This is a genomic window from Rhodococcus sp. 105337, from assembly GCF_012844225.1.
Lineage (GTDB): Bacteria > Actinomycetota > Actinomycetes > Mycobacteriales > Mycobacteriaceae > Rhodococcus.
The window spans coordinates 26841-46011 of sequence record NZ_JABAGQ010000003.1 but is presented as its reverse complement, the minus strand read 5'-3'; the positions used below and the strand labels follow the sequence as shown (position 1 = coordinate 46011).

17 protein-coding genes and 1 tRNA gene are annotated in these 19171 nt (G+C 66.7%); 14 read left to right on the top strand and 4 right to left on the bottom strand.

Annotated features, from left to right (window positions below):
- Positions 1 to 52: 52 nt before the first annotated feature.
- Together HF886_RS06575 and HF886_RS06570 are read right to left on the bottom strand one after the other, a co-directional pair.
- Positions 53 to 2215, bottom strand: a complete 2163-nt coding sequence (locus tag HF886_RS06575) for a molybdopterin-dependent oxidoreductase (protein WP_169651871.1) — start codon at positions 2213 to 2215, stop codon at positions 53 to 55.
- 98 nt (positions 2216 to 2313) lie between these two features.
- Complete coding sequence (locus tag HF886_RS06570; protein ID WP_169651870.1) at positions 2314 to 2934, bottom strand: TetR/AcrR family transcriptional regulator; 621 nt, start codon at positions 2932 to 2934, stop codon at positions 2314 to 2316.
- A gap of 92 nt (positions 2935 to 3026) precedes the next feature.
- On the opposite strand from HF886_RS06570, the gene HF886_RS06565 reads away from it, so the two are divergent.
- The 9 genes from HF886_RS06565 to HF886_RS06525 all read left to right on the top strand — a co-directional run bounded on the left by HF886_RS06565 (position 3027) and on the right by HF886_RS06525 (position 13149).
- A complete protein-coding gene (locus HF886_RS06565) occupies positions 3027 to 4382 on the top strand; it encodes a cytochrome P450 (protein WP_169651869.1) in 1356 nt (451 codons plus the stop codon).
- 50 nt (positions 4383 to 4432) lie between these two features.
- Complete coding sequence (locus tag HF886_RS06560) at positions 4433 to 6712, top strand: ATP-dependent DNA ligase (protein ID WP_169651868.1); 2280 nt, start codon at positions 4433 to 4435, stop codon at positions 6710 to 6712.
- 45 nt (positions 6713 to 6757) lie between these two features.
- Positions 6758 to 7435 carry a LuxR C-terminal-related transcriptional regulator gene (locus HF886_RS06555; protein ID WP_169651867.1) on the top strand — a complete coding sequence of 226 codons (678 nt, stop codon included), beginning with the start codon at positions 6758 to 6760 and terminating at the stop codon, positions 7433 to 7435.
- The gene (locus HF886_RS06550) at positions 7416 to 8621 is read left to right on the top strand and encodes an ATP-binding protein (protein ID WP_169651866.1); all 1206 of its coding nucleotides are present in this window, start codon (positions 7416 to 7418) and stop codon (positions 8619 to 8621) included. Before HF886_RS06555 ends, HF886_RS06550 begins: the two co-directional genes overlap by 20 nt.
- Positions 8618 to 9685, top strand: coding sequence for a hypothetical protein (locus HF886_RS06545; protein WP_169621124.1), 1068 nt, complete (start codon positions 8618 to 8620; stop codon positions 9683 to 9685). Before HF886_RS06550 ends, HF886_RS06545 begins: the two co-directional genes overlap by 4 nt.
- A gap of 134 nt (positions 9686 to 9819) precedes the next feature.
- Positions 9820 to 10080, top strand: coding sequence for a LuxR C-terminal-related transcriptional regulator (locus HF886_RS06540; protein WP_169621123.1), 261 nt, complete (start codon positions 9820 to 9822; stop codon positions 10078 to 10080).
- 66 nt (positions 10081 to 10146) lie between these two features.
- Complete coding sequence (locus tag HF886_RS06535) at positions 10147 to 10476, top strand: YnfA family protein (protein ID WP_169621122.1); 330 nt, start codon at positions 10147 to 10149, stop codon at positions 10474 to 10476.
- Between the two features lie 118 nt (positions 10477 to 10594).
- Positions 10595 to 12364 (top strand): thiamine pyrophosphate-requiring protein, encoded by a 1770-nt coding sequence (locus HF886_RS06530; protein ID WP_169651865.1) that lies wholly within the window; start codon positions 10595 to 10597, stop codon positions 12362 to 12364.
- Between the two features lie 41 nt (positions 12365 to 12405).
- Positions 12406 to 13149 (top strand): MBL fold metallo-hydrolase, encoded by a 744-nt coding sequence (locus HF886_RS06525; RefSeq protein ID WP_169621120.1) that lies wholly within the window; start codon positions 12406 to 12408, stop codon positions 13147 to 13149.
- Between the two features lie 22 nt (positions 13150 to 13171).
- Here the strand turns inward: HF886_RS06525 and HF886_RS06520 are convergent, their stop codons facing one another.
- Entirely contained in the window at positions 13172 to 13759 is a 588-nt protein-coding gene (locus HF886_RS06520; protein WP_169651864.1) for a TetR family transcriptional regulator, read from the bottom strand.
- A gap of 141 nt (positions 13760 to 13900) precedes the next feature.
- On the opposite strand from HF886_RS06520, the gene HF886_RS06515 reads away from it, so the two are divergent.
- From HF886_RS06515 to HF886_RS06505, 3 genes are all read left to right on the top strand, one after another.
- Positions 13901 to 14143 carry a ferredoxin gene (locus HF886_RS06515; RefSeq protein WP_169651863.1) on the top strand — a complete coding sequence of 81 codons (243 nt, stop codon included), beginning with the start codon at positions 13901 to 13903 and terminating at the stop codon, positions 14141 to 14143.
- A gap of 4 nt (positions 14144 to 14147) precedes the next feature.
- Positions 14148 to 15428: a cytochrome P450 gene (locus HF886_RS06510; protein WP_169651862.1), complete on the top strand. Its 1281-nt coding sequence runs from the start codon at positions 14148 to 14150 to the stop codon at positions 15426 to 15428.
- An 81-nt stretch (positions 15429 to 15509) separates the two neighbouring features.
- Positions 15510 to 16349, top strand: coding sequence for a mycofactocin-coupled SDR family oxidoreductase (locus tag HF886_RS06505; RefSeq protein ID WP_169621116.1), 840 nt, complete (start codon positions 15510 to 15512; stop codon positions 16347 to 16349).
- A 76-nt stretch (positions 16350 to 16425) separates the two neighbouring features.
- Here HF886_RS06505 and HF886_RS06500 read toward each other — a convergent pair.
- Positions 16426 to 16498 (bottom strand) — tRNA-Arg (locus tag HF886_RS06500).
- 247 nt (positions 16499 to 16745) lie between these two features.
- Between HF886_RS06500 and HF886_RS06495 the strand changes: the two genes are divergently transcribed.
- Together HF886_RS06495 and HF886_RS06490 are read left to right on the top strand one after the other, a co-directional pair.
- Positions 16746 to 17573 carry a peptidoglycan DD-metalloendopeptidase family protein gene (locus HF886_RS06495; protein WP_346765321.1) on the top strand — a complete coding sequence of 276 codons (828 nt, stop codon included), beginning with the start codon at positions 16746 to 16748 and terminating at the stop codon, positions 17571 to 17573.
- 75 nt (positions 17574 to 17648) lie between these two features.
- Positions 17649 to 19157 carry a glutamate-cysteine ligase family protein gene (locus HF886_RS06490; RefSeq protein WP_169651860.1) on the top strand — a complete coding sequence of 503 codons (1509 nt, stop codon included), beginning with the start codon at positions 17649 to 17651 and terminating at the stop codon, positions 19155 to 19157.
- The last annotated feature ends 14 nt before the right edge of the window (positions 19158 to 19171 follow it).

Sequence of the window (19171 nt, the reverse complement as noted above, 5' to 3'; positions counted from 1 at the left end):
TTCGGCGCTCCCGCCGTGGTGCTGCCTCGTCGCCGTCACGACGTACCAGCCGTCACGACGTACCAGCCGTCGCGGCGACGCTCACCATCGTCGCATTCACCGCGGCATTGCCGGTGAACGTATCGGTGACCGCCGGGTCGTGCAGCAGGTTGACGTTGGCGCCGGGATGCGCGGCGGCGGTGAACCAGCCGACACCCTTCTCAGCGTGACCCCACCCGTGCGGGATGGCGACCGTGCCGGCCCGGATTTCGTCGCTGACCTCGACGGGCACCACGATGCTCCCGATTCGGGAGCGCACTGTCACCGGCTGACCGTGCACGAGCGACCGGGACGCCGCGTCGTCGGGATGCATCAGGACCGTGCACCGGTCTCGGCCCTTCACCATGGTCGGAACGTTGTGCAACCACGAGTTGTTCGATCGCAGGTGGCGTCGCCCGATCAGCCGGAGATCGAATTCCTCTTCCCGGGAGTCGTTCTCGGCGTCGGTGAGCAGGCGACGTGTCTCCTCGACGAACTCCGGCGGCGCCACGTGCACGCGGCGATCCCGCGTAGCCACCAGGGACCGGAGCCGTGGTTGCAGCGGCCCGAGGTCGATTCCGCCGCGGGCGCGCCGGATCCGCCCGAGTGTCAATCCTCGACGCCCGCGACGCAGGACTCCGTGCGGTCCGGCCAGGACGCCGAACGCGCTCAGCCGTAGTGGGCTGAGTCGGCCGAGCAGCGCGCGGAAAGGACGAGCCGACCAGCTGCGGAAGGGAAGCGGAAGTACCTCGAGGGTCAGGCGCGACATGATCTGCCAGTCCTCGAGCGCGTCGGCCGCAGGTTCGAACACCCGTGCGCTGAACCGTGCGTTGTTCCGGACGGAGAAGACCGGGAACAGGAAATCGAACTCGTCCCGTTCGAGGTGGGATACCGGCGGAAGGATCAGGTCGGCGTGCCTGGATGTCTCGGTGAGGTACATGTCGACCGCGACGAAGAAGTCGAGGCTGTCGAGGGCCTCGTCGAGACGGCCGCCGTGCGGGGTGGACAGCACCGGGTTTCCGGCGTAGGTGACCAGAGCGCGTACCGGACCGGCGGAATCCTGTGCGTCACCGAGAATCTCGTCCGCCAAGCCCACCACCGGCAGTTCCGTGCGGAACGACTTGTGCTCGCCGGTGCGGTTGCTCCACATGCCGTATCCGGAACCGAGTCGCCGCAGAAGACGCGCCGCGTCGATCGGAGGTGAGGAAAACATCTGGCCGCCCGGCCGGTCGAGATTTCCGGTCACGGCGTTGAGGGTGTTCACCAGCCAGTGGGTGAGGGTGCCGGTGACCTGATGGCAGACACCGATGCGGGCGTATGCGACCGCGGACCGTGCCGAAGCCTGGTCGCGGGCGAGTCGTCGGATCGTGTCCGCGTCCACCCCGGCGTGCGGCGCCATCTTGTCGGGTGTGCAGGCCGCGACCAGCTGGGCCAATTCCTCCGTGCCGGCCAGGGGCACGGTGCCGGGGGCCTGGCGGATACCGTCGGCGAAGATCGTGTGCAGCATTCCGAGCAGCAGGTACGGATCGCCGCCCGGAGATACCGCGACGTGTTCGTCCGCGAGCCGCGCGGTCTCGGTGCGCCGCGGGTCGACGACGACCACCGAGCCGCCGCGGCGACGGATCGCGGCGATGTGTCCGCGGGCGTCGGGCATGGTGGTGACCGAGCCGTTGGACACCGCGGGGTTGGCCCCCAGGATCAGGAGGCGGTCGGTGCGATCGACGTCTGCGATCGGCATCAATACGTTCGAGCCGAACATCTTCCACGCTGCGAACTCCTGCGGGAATTGATCGATCGAGGACGCCGAGTAGAACTTCCTGGTGAGGAGGGCGATACGCAGGGCGATCCCGTAGAGGACAGAGGAGCTGTGTGCCGCGGGGTTGCCCAGGTACATCGCGATCGCGTCGCGGCCGTGCCGTCGCTGGATGGTGCGCAACCGGTTTCCTGCGAGGGCGAACGCCTCGTCCCAGCCGATCTCTTCGAAGCTGTCGCCGACCCGCCGTATCGGGCGACGCAGCCGGTCCGGGTCGTAGTGCAGATCTGCGAGGGCGGTGGCCTTCGGGCAGATGTACCCGTGTGAGAGCACGTCGTCGGGATCCCCCTCGATGCGGGTGACCCTGTCGTCGTCGACGGTGACGAGGATTCCGCAGTGCGCTTCGCACAGGGTGCATTGGCGAGCGACAGTACGTGTGGACACGGCGGCTCCCTCCGCGGTCGTGTGCGCAACGTAGCACTGTCGCGAGTCGCTTGTGAACGATCGCGGCGGAGGGCAACAACCCCAGGAGCCGGGCTATGTCAGCGATGGGCCGTGGACGTGAACTGGTGAGTCGCCGCGTCGACGATTTCTTCGGGAGTAATCGCGATTTCGTCGTTCAGCCACGCGGTCACCAGTTCGGCCAGGCCGCCGACGAACAGCAGTCCGTTGATCTCGCCCTGGTGCGGGGGCCACGCGCGGTCCCCGTACATCAGCGTCGCTTCGTCCGCGACCATCTGGGCGAACCCGCGCAGTGCCGCGCGTCGATGCGAGCGCAGAGGCTCGAACGCTGCGGACTGGATCATCGCGACCCGTCCCTTGCGCGGATCGTCGGTGAGGATGGTGACGAACGCCGTGATCGCGTTGCGCACGCGCTGCTCGAGCGTTCCGGTGCTCGTCCGCAGTGCACTCAGGCCGGCGTCGCGGATCTCGTCGGCGATCCGGTCCAGCACCGCCTGTAGCAATTCGTCTCTGCTGGTGAAGCTTTCGTAGAAGTAGCGCTCGGTCAGTTTGGCCTGCGCGCAGATGGCGGTCATGGTGGCGCCGCTCTGCCCGGCGGCCGCAAACACCTCCAGCCCTGCCTCGAGCAGGCTCTCGCGCCGTGATGCCGCGCGCTGCTCGCCGGTCAGGCCCGCATACCGGCGGGGCGTAGGGGATGTCATACCCCGATCTTGACAGACGGGATCGGTGTGACACACACTACAAACATCTGACAGAGCGTCCTGTCAGATCAATTCGGGAATGAGGGTTCATCGTGACGAAGATCCTGGCCGCTCCACCCGCCGACTCGCAGTTGCAGCCGATCCCGGGCCACGCGGGTCCGCCCCTCGTCGGCCACGCGCTCGAGTACATCCGCGATCCGCTGACGATGATGCAGAAGCGGTGGGACACCTACGGCGAGGTCTCGTGGTTCACGATGATCGGCCGGCGCTGGGTTGCCGTCCTCGGTCCCGACGCGTGCCAGGAAGTGCTCCAGAACAAGGATCGGGCCTTTGTGAACAGCGACGGGTGGTCGGCGCTGATCGGCCCCTTCTTCCACGGCGGCCTCATGCTGCTCGACTCGGACGAACACCTGCGGCACCGCCGGATCATGCAGCAGGCGTTCACTCGCTCACGCCTCGAGAAGACGGTCGACGCCCTCCACCCGGCCATCGCTGCCGCACTCGACACGTGGGTGCCCACCGACGGGTTCCGTGCCTACACCGAACTCAAGACACTCACGCTCGATCTCGCCACGGACATCTTCATGGGCGGGGCGGAAGGCAGTACCGAGCGTGAGATCGACGCAATCAAGAAGGCTTTCGTCGACTGCGTCCAAGCGGCGACCTCGGTGATCCGCTATCCCGTCCCCGGCACGCGGTGGAAGCGGGGACTCGACGGCCGCCGTCTCCTCGAAGAGTTCTTCCGCCGGTACCTCCCGGCGCGCCGCACCCACGAGACCGACGACCTGTTCTCCGTGCTCTGCCACATCGAATCCGAAGCAGGACAACGCTTCAGCGACGACGAGGTCGTCGACCACATGATCTTCCTGCTCATGGCCGCGCACGACACGTCCACGATCACCCTCTCCACGATGATGCAGTACCTCGGTCAGCATCCGCAGTGGCGGGAGAGGTGCCGGGCGGAGTCGCTCGCACTGGGCACATCGACACCCGGTTACGGGGACCTCGACGGTCTGGTCGGTCTCGATCTGGTCATGAAGGAGTGCCTCCGTATCGTTGCCCCCGTGCCGGTCATGGCGCGCCGGGCGGTGCGCGACACCGAGGTGCAGGGGCATTTCGTGCCCGCGGGAACGTACGCCGCAGTGGCGCCGCACTTCACTCACCACATGCCGCAGTACTGGCCGGACCCCGAACGATTCGACCCCGAACGCTTTGCGGAGCACCGGCGCGAAGACAAGGTGCATCGGTACGCCTGGGAGCCCTTCGGCGGAGGTGTGCACAAATGCCTGGGAATGCACTTCGCCGGCGCCGAGATCAAAGCGATCATGCATCACCTGCTGCTGCGCTTCGACTGGGATGTCGACCCCGGCTACGTCGCGCCACTGAATTTCACGTCCCTGCCGTTCCCCTCCGACGGCCAGCCTGTGGATCTGCGCGTACGGGACTGAACTCGTCCGCAATCCGGCCGATCCGGGCACGGGCACGGCATTATGAGGTGATGCCGACACGCACGGTCGACGGGCACCGCATCACGCTCACCAATACCGACAAAGTGCTGTATCCGCGGACCGGCACGACGAAGGGCGACGTCATCGCCTACTACGAGGCCGTCGCCGACGCGATGCTTCCACACGTGGTGGGCCGGGCCGGTACCCGGAAACGCTGGCCCAACGGCGTCGACGAACCGGCGTTCTTCGAGAAGAACCTCGCCGAGCACGCCCCGGTATGGATCGACCGCCGCACGCTGCACCACAAGCAACGCCGGGTCACGTACCCGCTCTTCGATTCGGCTGCGAGCCTCGTCTGGCTCGGGCAACAGGCCGCGCTCGAACTGCACGTTCCGCAATGGCGCTTCGACGACGACCACGCCGGTCCCGCCACCCGGATCGTGTTCGACCTCGACCCGGGGCCCGGAGCGGGCCTACCCGAATGCGCGGTCGTGGCCCGGTACGTCCGCGACACCGTGGCGGAACTGGGCTGGACGGCGTATCCGGTCACGAGCGGCAGCAAGGGGATTCACCTGTATGTCCCGCTCGATCGGATACTGAGCACCTCCGGGGCCTCGACCGTCGCCAAGCAGGTCGCGACCAACCTCGCGTCCGCGTACCCCGACCTGGTGACCGCCACGATGTCGAAGTCGGTGCGGCCCGGAAAGGTGTTCGTCGACTGGAGCCAGAACAACGGGGCGAAGACCACCGTCGCACCGTATTCGCTGCGTGGACGCGAGGAGCCGTGGGTCGCGGCGCCGCGCGCGTGGGACGAACTCGACGACCCGGACCTGCGGCACCTGCGGTTCGACGAGGTGCTCGACCGCCTCGGCGAATACGGCGACCTGCTCGAAGGCCTCGATCCGCCACTCGATACCCGGGGTTCCTCCGACGCGCTCGAGGCGTACCGGAGCAAACGCGACGCGTCGCGCACTCCCGAACCCGTGCCGCGCGGTATTGCGGGGGACGGTTCCGGCGACCGGTTCGTCATCCAGGAACACCATGCCCGGCGACTGCACTTCGATCTGAGGCTCGAGCGCGACGGGGTCCTCGCATCCTGGGCCGTCCCGAAGAACCTGCCCGACAGTCCTGGTCGCAATCATCTCGCCGTCCACACCGAGGACCACCCGATCGAATACCTCACCTTCCACGGCACGATCCCGAAGGGCGAATACGGCGGCGGGACCATGACCATCTGGGACACCGGCACCTACGAGACCGAGAAGTGGCGCGACGACGAGGTGATCGTCCACCTGCACGGAACCCGGATAGACGGACGGTACGCACTGATCCGTACCGAGAAGGACCAGTGGCTGGCACACCGTATGAAGGAACAGTCGTCGGGTGCCCGCGCGTCCGCGTTTCCGCGCGACATCGCTCCGATGCTCGCGACTCCCGGCGAGGTAGCCGGCTTGGACGCCGAACACTGGGCCTTCGAAGGCAAGTGGGACGGTTATCGTGCGATTGCCGAGGTCTGCGACGGCACATTGCGCCTTCACAGCAGATCGGGACGCGACATCACGGGGGAATACCCTCCGCTCGCCGAGTTGGCGACGATCCTCGAAGGCCACGACGCGGTGCTCGACGGTGAGATCGTGGCCGTCGATCCCCAAGGCGTCACCAGCTTTTCGCGCCTGCAGCAAGGGGTGAAAGCGGAGTACCGGGTTTTCGACGTGCTCTACCTGGACGGGGTGTCACTGCTGCGCAAGACGTACGACGACCGGCGCCGGGTGCTCGGCGCGCTCGCCGCCGCGACCGACGGGCTGCTCGTCCCCGACCAGTTGCCCGGTGACGGGGCAGAGGCACTCCGTCGCAGCCGGGACGCGCGCTGGGAAGGTGTGATCGCCAAGCGTCGCGACTCGGTGTATCTGCCGGGAAAGCGGGGGAGCGCCTGGATCAAGGAGAAGAACTGGCTCACCCGATCGGTTCTCGTCGGCGGCTACCAGCCGGGAAAAGGCAATCGCTCCGCGACTTTCGGATCTTTGCTGCTCGGGGTGTACGACGACGACCGTCTCGTGTACGTGGGAAAGGTCGGCACCGGATTCGACGAGCACACCCTCACCGAATTGACGACCGCGATGCGGAGGCTGGTGCGGAAGACGAGCCCGTTCTCCGACGAGGTGCCGCGGGCGGAGAGTCGAGACGCGGTCTGGCTACGTCCCGAACTGGTGGGTGAAGTGCGGTTTCAGGGGTGGACGGGCGGTGGCCGACTGCGGCACACGAGTTGGCAGGGGCTGCGCGACGATCTCGACCCGGCGTCCGTGCGCAGAGAAGGAACCGACGCGGGCTGATACCGTTCGTTCTGCATACGACATCAGGCAATCGGGAGGGCTGTCATGGCCGAAAGTTCTGCTCCCGTCCGCCGGATCGGGCTTGTCGAAGACCACGAGTCGGTGGCTCTGGGACTGGCGGCGATGCTCGCCGACCAGCCGGATCTCGATCTCGTCTGTGCGGCTCCGACAGTGGCCGCACTGCTCGCACAACACACCGACCTCGATCTCGCCGTGCTGGACCTGCGGCTGGCCGACGGGTCGTCGCCGAAGGACAATGTCGAACAGTTGCGGGCGGTAGGACTCGAAACCCTCATCTTCACCGGTGCCGAGAACCCTTTTCTGTTGCGGTCCGCGGCGCGCGCGGGAGTTCTCGGCGTGGTCCGCAAGTCGGAACCCGCCGCGGTGGTGGTCGCGGCGATCCGGGTCGCAGCGAATGGTGGGCAGATCGCGAGCACCGAGTGGGCCGCTGCGATCGACGGTGATCCCGAACTCGGCGATGTCGGCCTCAGTCCCCGGCAGCTCGAGGTGCTCGAACTGTACGCATCGGGGGAGAAGCTGGATCGTGTCGCGCGGTTGACCGGGCTCGCCCCGCAAACCGTCAACGACTATCTGCAACGGATTCGGGCGAAGTATGCCGAAGCCGGCCGGCCCGCTCCCACCAAGACCGACCTGTACAAGCGTGCGATCGAGGACGGGTGGCTGCCGATTCCGGAGCGCCACGATGCCCGTCGTCGTGGCTGACCGGATCTCCGGCGCTGGGACCGCGGCCGCCGATCGCCTCGTGCGAATGTTCGCGCGGTTCATCGCAATCGGATACGTCTGCTATCTCTTGCTGGTCTTCGGCGAGGTGATCGGGCAGGCGGATCTGACCGCCGCGTGGTGGACTCCGGTGGCCGGGACGTTGATCTTCGGGTCGAGCGCAGCGTTCGGTTTCTCCGCGTCGTGGAGCGGTGCTCACCGCATGAAGCAGTTCGCGGCGGCGAACGCGATCCTCTACCTTGTGGCGCTGGCTCTGTGGTTCCCCGCCTGGAACGGATCGGTTGTCCCGCAGGACCACACCCTGTGGTTCAGTTCTTTCCCCGGACTCGCCTCGTTCGCGGCCGCGGTGGCCTGGCGGCCGCCCTGGGCGTTCCTGCACATGGTGTGTGCGATCCTGCTCGCACAGGGCGCCGATCACACCGTCCGAGATGCTCCGTTCGTACAGAACCTTCTCCCCGACGTCGCGTTCGGACTCGTTTTCTGCACCGTCTTTCTCGCGGCGGCCGTGGTGGGTCTCGGCACCGGGCGCACGCTCGACGAGACTGTTGCCGCGACCCACGCCGAAGTAGCAGCCACCGCCGCGCTGGAGGCCCGGAACCGTGAACGTGAACGGTTCGCTGCACTCGTCCACGATCGGGTGATGTCGACGCTGCTCGCGGCGGCCCGTCGTGCACCCGACGAATCCGTCGTTCCCCAGGCGGCACGAGCGCTGGCCGAACTCGACAATCTCCGACGCCGTGGCGACGACGACGAGATGATGGCCGCGCACGTGGCCGTGTCCCGACTGCGCACCGCTGCCGTCGAAGCGGACGAGGAAGTCGCTGTCTCCTCGTGCATCTCGCCCGGCGACGAGAAGGCGCTGTTTCCGGCGCAACCGGTCCGCGTCATCGCTGCGGCGCTCGGGGAAGCCGTCCGCAACAGCGTGCGGCACGCCGGACCGGACGCGACGCGGTCGGTGGTGATCGACGCCGGGCCGGGCAGTCTGGACGTCCGTGTCGTCGACGACGGCTGCGGTTTCGACCCGGACGTCGTGGCGCAGAACCGCCTCGGGGTCAGTGTCAGTATCCGTGCGCGGATGAACCAGCTTCCCGGTGGAACCGCGGACGTGCGGACGGTGCCCGGGGCCGGAACCATGGTGTCCCTGTCGTGGCGGGAGGAGACGACGTGACCGGTGCGAATGCGACCGTCTCGGACCTTCTGCACATGCACAGCACGGCTGCGCGCGCGCTCGCGGGACTGTATGCGGTGACCTGCGTCGTGCTCGCCGCGTACAACGTCGACCGTGTCGAGTCCGTCTGGCCGATGGCCGTTGCGGTGCTGGTGTGCGTGGCGGCGGCTTTCGTGCTCGTGAGGGTCGAAGGGGACCCGTTGCCGCTGCGCCCGGCGCTGGCACTCATGTGTACCGGAGCGGTGTCGTGCGGTGCTCTCTTCTCGGTGGTCCCGCCGGGCCCCACGGAGCAGCCCGTGCACCTGTGGACCTTCGGGATGTCCGCAGCGATCCTGGTGTTCATGTGTGTGCGAGGGCGCACGCTCCTCGCGTGGATCGGGTTGATTCTGATGCTCCTCACCGCGGCGGTGTGGGGAGCGACGGAAGGACCGGGAGCGGCCTACGCCCTGGGCGTGTCTGTCATCAATGCCGGACCGGTGCTCATGGGCACGGTGTTCGCGTACACGATCCGGCCGCTGGCGCGCTCCATCTACGTCCTTCGAGAGCAGTCCACGCGCCGGGTCGCACGGGAATCCGCCACCGCCGCCCTTCTCGAGGAACGCGACGCGCAACTCGACCGGCTCGATGCTCTGGCCCGGCCGATGCTCGCTCTCCTCGCGTCCGGAGAGGCACTCAGGGACGAGGACCGAACGAAGTGCGCGCTCCTCGAAGCACGCCTGCGGGACATGCTGCGGGCGCCCGCGCTGCAGGATCCCGCGGTCGTGGAAGCCGCGCAGGCGGCGCGCCTGCGGGGAGTGGAAGTGGTCATGCTCGACGACAAGGGAATGGACGACACGCCCGCGTCGGTGCGTCATCGGGTGCATCGTGCGGTGGCGGATTGCCTGGACACCGTATGGACCGGATCGGCGACCGTGCGGGTTCTTCCGCCGGGACGTACTGCGCTGGTGACCGTGCTGCTGCGAGGCGACGCCGAGGTACGCCGGATCGAACTCGACCGTGAGGGCCGCTCGGTGTCCCTCGGCGCCCTGGTGTCCACCGGAGGACCATCGACTACGCGGAACTGACGATGCCCCTCGTTTCATGGGCAGGAGAACATGGGGCTGGGGGCGACCGGTATCTCGCTGTAGCGTTCTCCCGACCGAGAAGGATTCGTCGGGGGATCGTGCTCGGTCGATCGTTGCCTACAGAGGGATACGCCATGACCAGCATGCTCGACAAGACCCCGACCTACCGGAAGCCGGCACTGACGGCCCGTGAAATCGAGATCCTTCGCGAGTGGCTGGTGTGTGAATCCAAGTCCGAGGCCGCCTCGCGCCTGTACGTCACTGCGGCCACCGTGAGCACTCACATCGTGCGCATTCGCGAGAAGTACGCACGCGTGGGCCGCGCCGCGCCCACGAAGACCTCGCTCCTGGCCCGCGCGCTGCAGGACGGCGTGGTCTCCATCGACGAACTGTGACCGACGCACCCTGATTCCGGTCACGGCGGAGACTCGCCGGGTACCGGCGAGCATTAGGGTGTCGCCGTGACGATCCTGAAGTCCCTGCTGCTCTTCGCTGTCGCCGCGCTGTTCGAAATCGGCGGCGCCTGGCTCGTGTGGCAAGGAGTGCGTGAGCACCGGGGATGGGTCTGGGTCGGCGCGGGTGTGATCGCACTGGGTGCATACGGATTCGTGGCGACCCTGCAACCGGACGCGAACTTCGGACGCATTCTCGCGGCGTACGGCGGTGTGTTCGTCGCCGGTTCCCTGGCCTGGGGCATGGTCGTGGACGGATTCCGGCCGGACCGGTGGGATGTGTCCGGCGCGCTCGTCTGTCTGGTGGGCGTTGCGATGATCATGTACAGCCCGCGGTAATCCCGCGCGCCTCCGCCTTCTCGGCTTCTCGTACAGGACGGGTGGTGAGGTTTCGGTGCTGTTGCACCGGGAACCCGAACCGCGATCCGCTCGCCCGACCGCAGAACAGGAGACGCGTATGCCCAATGTGGCCGACGGAATCGTTGATCGGCTGAAGGACTGGGGAGTGCGCCGGGTCTTCGGGTACGCCGGGGACGGGATCGACCCCGTCCTCGCCGCGCTCGATCGCGCATCCGACCACATCGAGTTGGTCACGGCACGCCATGAGGAGATGGCGGCGTTCATGGCCACCGGCCACGCCAAATACACCGGTGAGGTGGGGGTGTGCCTCGCGACCCAGGGTCCCGGCGCAATCCATCTCCTCACCGGCCTCTACGACGCGAAGCTCGACAGCAAACCGGTGGTCGCGATCGTCGGCCAGGTGGTCACCTCCGCACAGGGGAGCGGCTACCAGCAGGAGGTGGAACTGCCCACCTTGTTCAAGGACGTCTGCGCCCAGTACGTGCAGAGCATCGACAGTCCCGAGCAGCTCGGGCCCGCGCTCGACAATGCGTTCCGCACCGCCCGAGCCACCTCCAGCCCCACCTGTGTCATCGTGCCGCACGACATCCAGCAGGCGGACGAACCGGAACGCGAACACGCGCACGGGTTCGTTCCCAGCACCGCCGCCTTCGCTTCGCCACGCGTGATTCCCGCCGAGACCGATCTCGACAGGGCCGCGGACGTACTCAACGCCGGTGAGAAAGTGGCGTTGCTCGTCGGTCAGGGCGCTTACGGTGCCGCGGCCGAGATTGCGGAGGTGGCAGAGCGACTCGGTGCCGGCGTCACCACGTCGCTGCTCGGTAAGCCGGTGGTGGACGAGACCGAGCCGTGGGCCTGCGGGGTGATGGGTCACCTCGGTACCACCGCATCCGCCGACCTGATGGCGGGGTGCGACACCCTGCTCATCGTGGGCAGCAACGACCCGTGGACCGAGTTCTACCCCGCGCCCGGGCAGGCCCGGGCCGTGCAAATCGATATCGAGTCCAGGAATCTCGGTGCGAAGTACCCCATCGAGGTGGCGCTTCCCGGTGACGCGACCGAGACGTTGCGGGCATTGCTTCCGCGACTCGAGCAGAGCCGGCGCCCGTGGCGCGACGAAGTCGCGAACATGGTGCAGGACTGGCGGCAGATCGCGGCGGCGCGCTGCGCCGAGAAGCCGGAGCGGCTCAATCCGCAGGCGGTTGTCGCCGCGCTGTCCGACCACCTGCCGTCGGACGCTCAGGTCGCTGTCGACGTCGGTTCGGTCGTGTACTGGTATGCGCGGATGCTGCGGCTGCCCCGGGGCGTGCCGGCGCACCTGTCCAGCACACTGGCGTCGATGGGGTCCGCGCTTCCCTACGGGCTCGCTGCCAAGCTCGCCCGGCCGGATCGACCCGTGATCGCGCTCGCGGGCGACGGTGCAATGCAGATGAGCGGCAACTCCGAACTCGTGACGGTGGCCCACCACTGGCGCAACTGGGCCGACCCGAGGTTCGTCGTCCTCGTGCTCGACAACGGAGACCTTGCCGAGGTGTCGTGGGAGCAAAGAGAAATGGAGGGAGACGCCCGCATCCCGGCCTCACAGGACGTACCGGTGTTTCCGTATGCCGACTATGCCCGGCTGCTCGGCCTCGAAGGCATTCGCATCGAGCGGCCCGAGGACATCGACGACGCGTGGCGCGCGGCGCTCGCCGCCGATCGTCCCGTGGTGATCCAGGCGGTGACCGATCCCGCGACACCGTTGCTGCCGCCGCGGGCTCCGGGTGCCAAGGTGGACAAGATGTTCGGCGCGCTCGATCAGGAGGGTGCCGGCGACGCCGCGCGGCAACTGCGTGGACAACGGGCGCAGGAGAATCCCGAGGACTGACGCCCGCACGTGTACGACACCCGTCCGACCGAGGAGGACCCATGTTCGAACGTAATGTGGCCGACGGCGTGCACAGGATCGAGCACGCTCACGTCAACGTGTATCTGGTCGAGGACGACGACGGTGTCACCTTGGTGGACACGGGTTTTCCCGCGACCTTCCGCCACATCGAATCCGCCCTGCGGGAGATCGGACGCTCGCCGCAGGACGTGCGTGCGATCGTGCTGACGCATGCGCACTTCGACCACGTCGGTTCGGCGCGTCGTGCGCACCGCGCGTGGCGGGTTCCGGTGTGGGCACATCGGCGGGAGCAGTATCTCGCCGCGCATCCGTACCGGTACAAGCCGGAGCGTCCGCGCCTGCTCTATCCCTTCCGCTACCCGAAATCACTCCTGGTCCTCGGCCGGATGACGGCAGCGGGGGCGTTGGGGGTCCGGGGCCTCCCGGATACGACCCCGTTCGAGACCGGCGCTCGGCTCGATGTTCCCGGTGGGCCTCGAGCGGTCTTCACGCCCGGTCATACATTCGGGCATTGTGCCCTCCACCTCCCGGACCGGAATACCGTGATCTCGGGCGATGCGCTCGTCACCCTCGACCCGTACACCTGTAAAACAGGACCGCACGTGGTCGCGGGCGCCGCGACGACCGACAGCGCTCAGGCTCTGGCGTCGCTGTCGGCTCTCGCGGAGACCGCTGCCGGCACCGTTCTGCCGGGCCACGGTGAACCCTGGTTCGACGGGGTGGACTCGGCGGTCGAGCAAGCACTACTGGCCGGCCCGTCCTGACGTTCGAGAGACCGCGCCGCGCTCACGACTCGCTGCCCCTGAGCGTCGCTTCGTACCCGGTGGTGAGCCAGAAGACCGTCCGGTCGATGGTGGGCATGATGTCGTGGATGGCGATGTCGCCGTCGCGGCAGCGTCCGACCAGACCGTAGACAACGCTCGACAGGATGGACCTCAGTTCGGCGACGAAGCCGGGGTCGACGTCGGACAGGACCGCCATGCCTACAGGGACGACCGGATCGAAGCCCCGCATGTGCAGTCCTTCGCCGCCAGGTGCGGCTCTCACCTGGAAGTAGGCGAGAAGCATGTGCGGGTGCTTCTCCCACGGCTCGAAGATCGCGCGCAGGACTCTCATCATGGCCGGGTGCAACGGCTCGTCCGCGTGCCGGGTCTGCGGAACGAGGGCCGAGTGGTTGCTCTCCATCCAGCGCTCGATCGCGGCGAGAATGAGGACGTCGCGGGTGGCGTAGTGCTTGTAGACGGTCGACAGCGATATGCGTGCGCGGCGGGCCACCTCGCGTAGCTGGACCGCCTCGAATCCTCCCTCGTCGAGCAGTTCTACGACGCTGTCGAGAAGTCGGTCCTCGCCGTCGCGCAAAATGGTGTTCTCCATTTCTACCAATTCCCTTGCCGTCCTCGGATAACAGAGTTACCGTGACGCCGGTAACACCGTTACTCACCGTACATCGGACGGCATTCACGCCGAATGCGTGCTCTCGCCGTCCGGGCCCGACTTCACCCTTTGGAGCGCCCGATGACGGGACCACCGAAGCGCCTGCACATCGATCGCGATATGTGCGAGGCCCACGCGTTGTGTGTCGAGATCGCCCCCGAGATTTTCGAACTCGCCGACGACGACATCGCGACGTGCAACGAGACACCACCGGAAGCTTTGTGGCCCAAGGCGCACTCGGCCGTGAGTGCATGCCCGCGCCAGGCCATCGGTATCCGCGAGGACTCCTCCACCACCTCCACTCGTTCACCGAAAGGTCAGTGAACCGATGACCGATCTCGCCTCAGCCGACTACTTCTCCGACGGCGACCTGGCGCAAAGCCCCTTCGACTATTTCGACCACCTCCGAAGCCGGAATCCCGTGTTCCGCGAACCGAACTACGGCGTCATGGTGGTCACCGGATATCCGGAGGTTGTCGAGGGCTTCAAGAACTCCGAGGCGCTCTCCGCGGTCAACGCCATCGGCGGGCCGTTTCCGCCGTTGCCGTTCGAACCCGAGGGCGACGACATCACGGACCAGATCGCGGCGCACCGTCACCTCTTTCCGATCTCGGAACACATGGTCGTGATGGATCCTCCCGACCACACGCGTGCACGCTCGTTGCTGGGCCGGCTCCTCACACCGAAGCGGCTGAAGGAAAACGAGGAGTACCTGTGGTCGCTCGCGGACCAGGTGCTCGACGAATTCTTCGATGACGAGCACTGCGAGTTCCTCGGACAGTACGCCAAACCGTTTGCCACTCTGGCGATCACAGATCTTCTGGGAGTTCCGGAGGAGGACCGCGAGGAGTTCCGTTTCGCACTCGGTGCCGCCGAGCGATCCGGTATCCCGGTGGGGGCACTCGACCACAGAACGGTCGCGGTCAATCCGCTCGAGTACCTCGACGACCGCTTCTCCGGTTACCTCGCCGAGCGGCGACGTGAACCCCGCGGGGACATTCTCAGTGGTCTGGCAGCGGCAACGTATCCGGACGGGACCACGCCGGAACTGCTCGAGCTCGTCCGGCCGGCGACCTTCCTGTTCGCCGCCGGCCAGGAAACGGTGACGAAGCTACTCAGTTCGGCGCTGCGGGTGCTCTGCGAACGACCGGAATACCAGAAGATCTTGCGCGAGGATCGCAGCCTCGTAAAACCCTTCATGGAAGAGTCGCTGCGATTCGACAGTCCGACCAAGGTCGACTTCCGCCTGGTGAAGAAGAACACCACCATCGGCGACGTCGAGGTCCGCGCGGGGACCGTGGTCATGCTGAGCCTTGCAGCGGCCAACCGTGATCCGCGAAAGTTCGAGAACCCGAACGAATTCCGGCTCGATCGCAAGAACGCGCACGATCACATCGCATTCGGGCGGGGCCTGCACACGTGCGCAGGCGCGCCGCTTGCCCGCATCGAAGGCCACGTCACGCTCAACAAGTTGCTCGACCGCATGAGCGACATCCGCATCAGCGACAGCGCACACGGCCCGGAAGACGACCGGAAGTTCCTCTACGAGCCCACCTTCCTGCTCCGCGGACTTGTCGAGCTGAACATCGAGTACACCAGAAATCCCTGATACCCGAACACAATTCGACTGAAGCAGTCCCACGGTTACCGCGCCGGGTCATCACCCGGGGCGCAATGAGAGAGGGAGTTCATGGCGGGAAGAGTTGAAGGCAAGGTCGCGTTCGTCACCGGTGCCGCGCGCGGTCAGGGACGTAGTCACGCGGTGCGATTGGCGCAAGAGGGCGCGGACATCATCGCCCTGGACATCTGCGGCCCCATCAGGGACAACGCACTGATCGAACCGGCCACTCCGGAGGACATGGCCGAGACCGTCGAGGCGGTCAAGGGCCTGAACCGGCGGATCGTGACGGTGCAAGCCGACGTCCGCGATTTCGACGCGGTCAAGGCCGCCGTCGACGACGGGGTCGCACAACTGGGGCGGCTCGACATCATCGTCGCCAACGCCGGGATCGGAACGGGCGGAACCCCGCTTCACCAGACCGACGAGTTCGACTGGCAGGAAATGCAGGACATCAACCTGTCGGGAGTCTGGAAGACGGTGAAGGCAGCCGTACCCCACATCATCGAGGGCGGGCAGGGTGGTTCGATCATCCTGACGAGTTCGGTGGGCGGGCTCAAGGCCTATCCGAATACGGGCCCGTACATCGCGGCCAAGCACGGTGTCGTCGGTTTGATGCGCTCGTTCGCAGTCGAGCTGGGTGAACACTTCATCCGCGTCAACACGGTGCACCCCACCAATGTGAACACCCCGATGTTCATGAACGAGGGCGCCATGAAGATGTTCCGCCCCGACCTCGAGAATCCGGGACCGGACGACCTGAAGGTGGCGGCACAGTTCATGCACGTGCTGCCGATCGGCTGGGTGGAACCCGAAGACATCAGCAACGCTGTGCTCTTCCTGGCGTCGGACGAATCCCGGTATGTCACGGGCCTGACTCTCACAGTCGACGCCGGCAGCACACTCAAGTAGGCAAGACCGTACGAAGCGATCCGTCGCCCGTCCGAGCTTCGCGAAAGCCGGTACCGGGCGACGGATCGTTCTTCTGTGCCCCCGGCAGGATTCGAACCTGCGACACCCGCTTTAGGAGAGCGGTGCTCTATCCCCTGAGCTACGAGGGCGCGCGCGTGAGGCGGCGGACCGGATCATGGCGCGCTGTGAGTGTAGCGGGCGGCAGGTGCCGGGGGCGAAGCGAACGGCTCTCGGCGTCGGTCCGGTGGGGGTCGAATCGGCCGTTGTCCCGCACCCTGAGATTAAGAGATGATCACGCTGGCGCATCCCTATATCGTTTTGTTACCTTGGGTCGCCAGGAACGACGGGCCACCGGAGGCCCAGCTCGAAATCGGGACGACGAACGGGAAAATGACTGTGGGACGGCACCAGCTCGCACGCGAAGAAAATGCTTTCGATATCGATTTTTCCTTTTCCCCGTCCAATAAGGGCCGTCACCGCGTGGAGCCCACCGGTACGTCCGCGCCGGTGAAGGCCGCGACCGTGGCCGCAGCTACCGGTGCCTTCTTCGCAGTCGGCGCCCAGTTCACCGCCGGTACCGCCGCCGCGCATCCCGGTCACGAAGCGCCGGCCCACACCGAAGCGCCCACGACCGGAACGCTCCCGTTCGCTCTGCCCGAGGGCCTGCTGCCCGCGGGTGTCGAGGTTCCGGCGATCCCCGGTGTCACCACGCAAGCCGCGCAGGACGCCCCGCAGCTTCCGGCCGAGATCACGCAGCTCGTCGACCAGTTCGCCGGTGGAAACAACTGGCTGGACAGTCTGAACCCGATCAAGCCGAGCACCGTGCAGCCTGTGTCCGGCACGCTCACCTCCGATTTCGGTGCTCGCTGGGGCGCGCACCACGGCGGCATCGACGTCGCCGCGCCGATCGGCACCCCGATCTCCTCCGCATCCGACGGCACCGTGCTCGACGCCGGTGCGGCCTCCGGATACGGACAGTGGGTGCGCGTGCTCAACGACGACGGCACCACCGCCGTCTACGGTCACGTCGACACCTACCAGGTTTCTCCCGGTGAGCGTGTCGCCGCCGGACAGCAGATCGCGACCGTCGGCAACCTCGGCTGGTCCACCGGTCCGCACCTCCACTTCGAGGTCTGGGATCAGGACGGCACGAAGGTCGACCCCAACGCGTGGCTCAACAACCGCGGTGTCGTCGCGGACTGGGACAACTTCCGCGCCGTCTGATCGCCTGATCCCTGCGGGCGGCCGTCCGAGCGTTAGGCTTGTTCCGAGACAGACGTCGGCGCGACCGGGGGTTCCATGGGCACCGAGATTTCGGCACGTTCGTTCACCGGCGCCGACCGGCGGGCATTTCGCCGTAAGGTGCGCGACTGCATCGGCGCGCTCGAGCGGATGCTGCGCGAGGACATGTTCGTCGACGTGCATTCGTCGCCGGAACCGCAGCTCGGCATGGAGATCGAGTTCAACCTCGTCCAGGACGACATGGCTCCCGCGATGTCGAACATCGAGGTGCTGCAGGCGATCGACGATCACGCCGTCTTCCAGACCGAACTCGGCCAGTTCAACGTCGAGATGAACGTCGAGCCGGGTCCGCTGACCGGTGACGCGACCCTCGAGCTCGAAGAGTCTCTCCGGTCTTCGTTGCGGCGCGCCGCCGACCGGATGCACCGGCACAATGCCCAACTCGTGATGATCGGGATGCTCCCCACTCTCGAACTCGACCACCTCGGACGGGACCGCATCACCGCCAATCCGCGCTACGAGGCTCTCAACGAGCAGATTTTCGCGGCCCGCGGAGAAGACCTCGAACTGGACCTGGACGGCGTACCGCTTCCGGGGACCGACGAAGTGGAATCTCTTCGCGAGGACATGAATTCGGTCGTCCCCGAAGCCGCGTGCACGTCGTTGCAGTTGCACCTGCGGGTCGCACCCGAGGACTTCGCACCGCACTGGAATGCGGCGCAGTGTCTCGCCGGCGTCCAGGTTGCCCTCGGTGCCAACTCACCGTTCTTCGCAGGCAAGTCGCTGTGGCACGAGAGCCGGATCCCGTTGTTCGCACAGGCCACCGACACTCGCCCGTTCGAGTTGAAGAACCAGGGCGTGCGGCCTCGAGTGTGGTTCGGTGAGCGCTGGATCGAATCTCCCCTCGACCTGTTCGAGGAGAACTCCCGCTATTTCACGGCGCTGCTGCCCGAGGTGAGCGATTCGGATCCGATGGCCGAACTCGATGCCGGCCGGATTCCCGAACTGCGGGAACTCCAGATGCACAACGGCACGATCTATCGCTGGAACCGTCCGGTGTACGACATCAGCGACGGGCATGCGCACCTGCGCGTCGAAAACCGTGTGCTGCCCGCCGGGCCGACGGTGCTCGACACGATGGCGAACGCGGCGTTCTACTACGGCGCCCTCCGCGCGCTCGTCGACGCCGACGAACCCCTGTGGCGCCAGATGAGTTTCGATGCGGCCGAGAAGAACCTGGTCCTCGGCGCGAAGTTCGGTCTCGACGCCAGACTGTACTGGCCGAAGATCGGCTGGGTGGGTGCCGACGAACTCGTCCTGCGGTGTCTGCTGCCCTTGGCCGACAAGGGGCTCGAGGCGTTCGGCCTCTCGTCGAAAGCCCGCGATCGGTACCTCGGGATCATCGAGGGCCGGTGCGGCAACCGGAGGACCGGCGCGGCGTGGCAGCGCGAGCACGTCGCCAAGCGGGAAGCGTCGGGCGAAGACCGGCGTACCGCGCTCCGAGGGATGATGGGTGAGTACGTGGGGAACATGCTCGAGGGCAACCCCGTTCACCAGTGGGATTGATCCGGTAGGCAGAA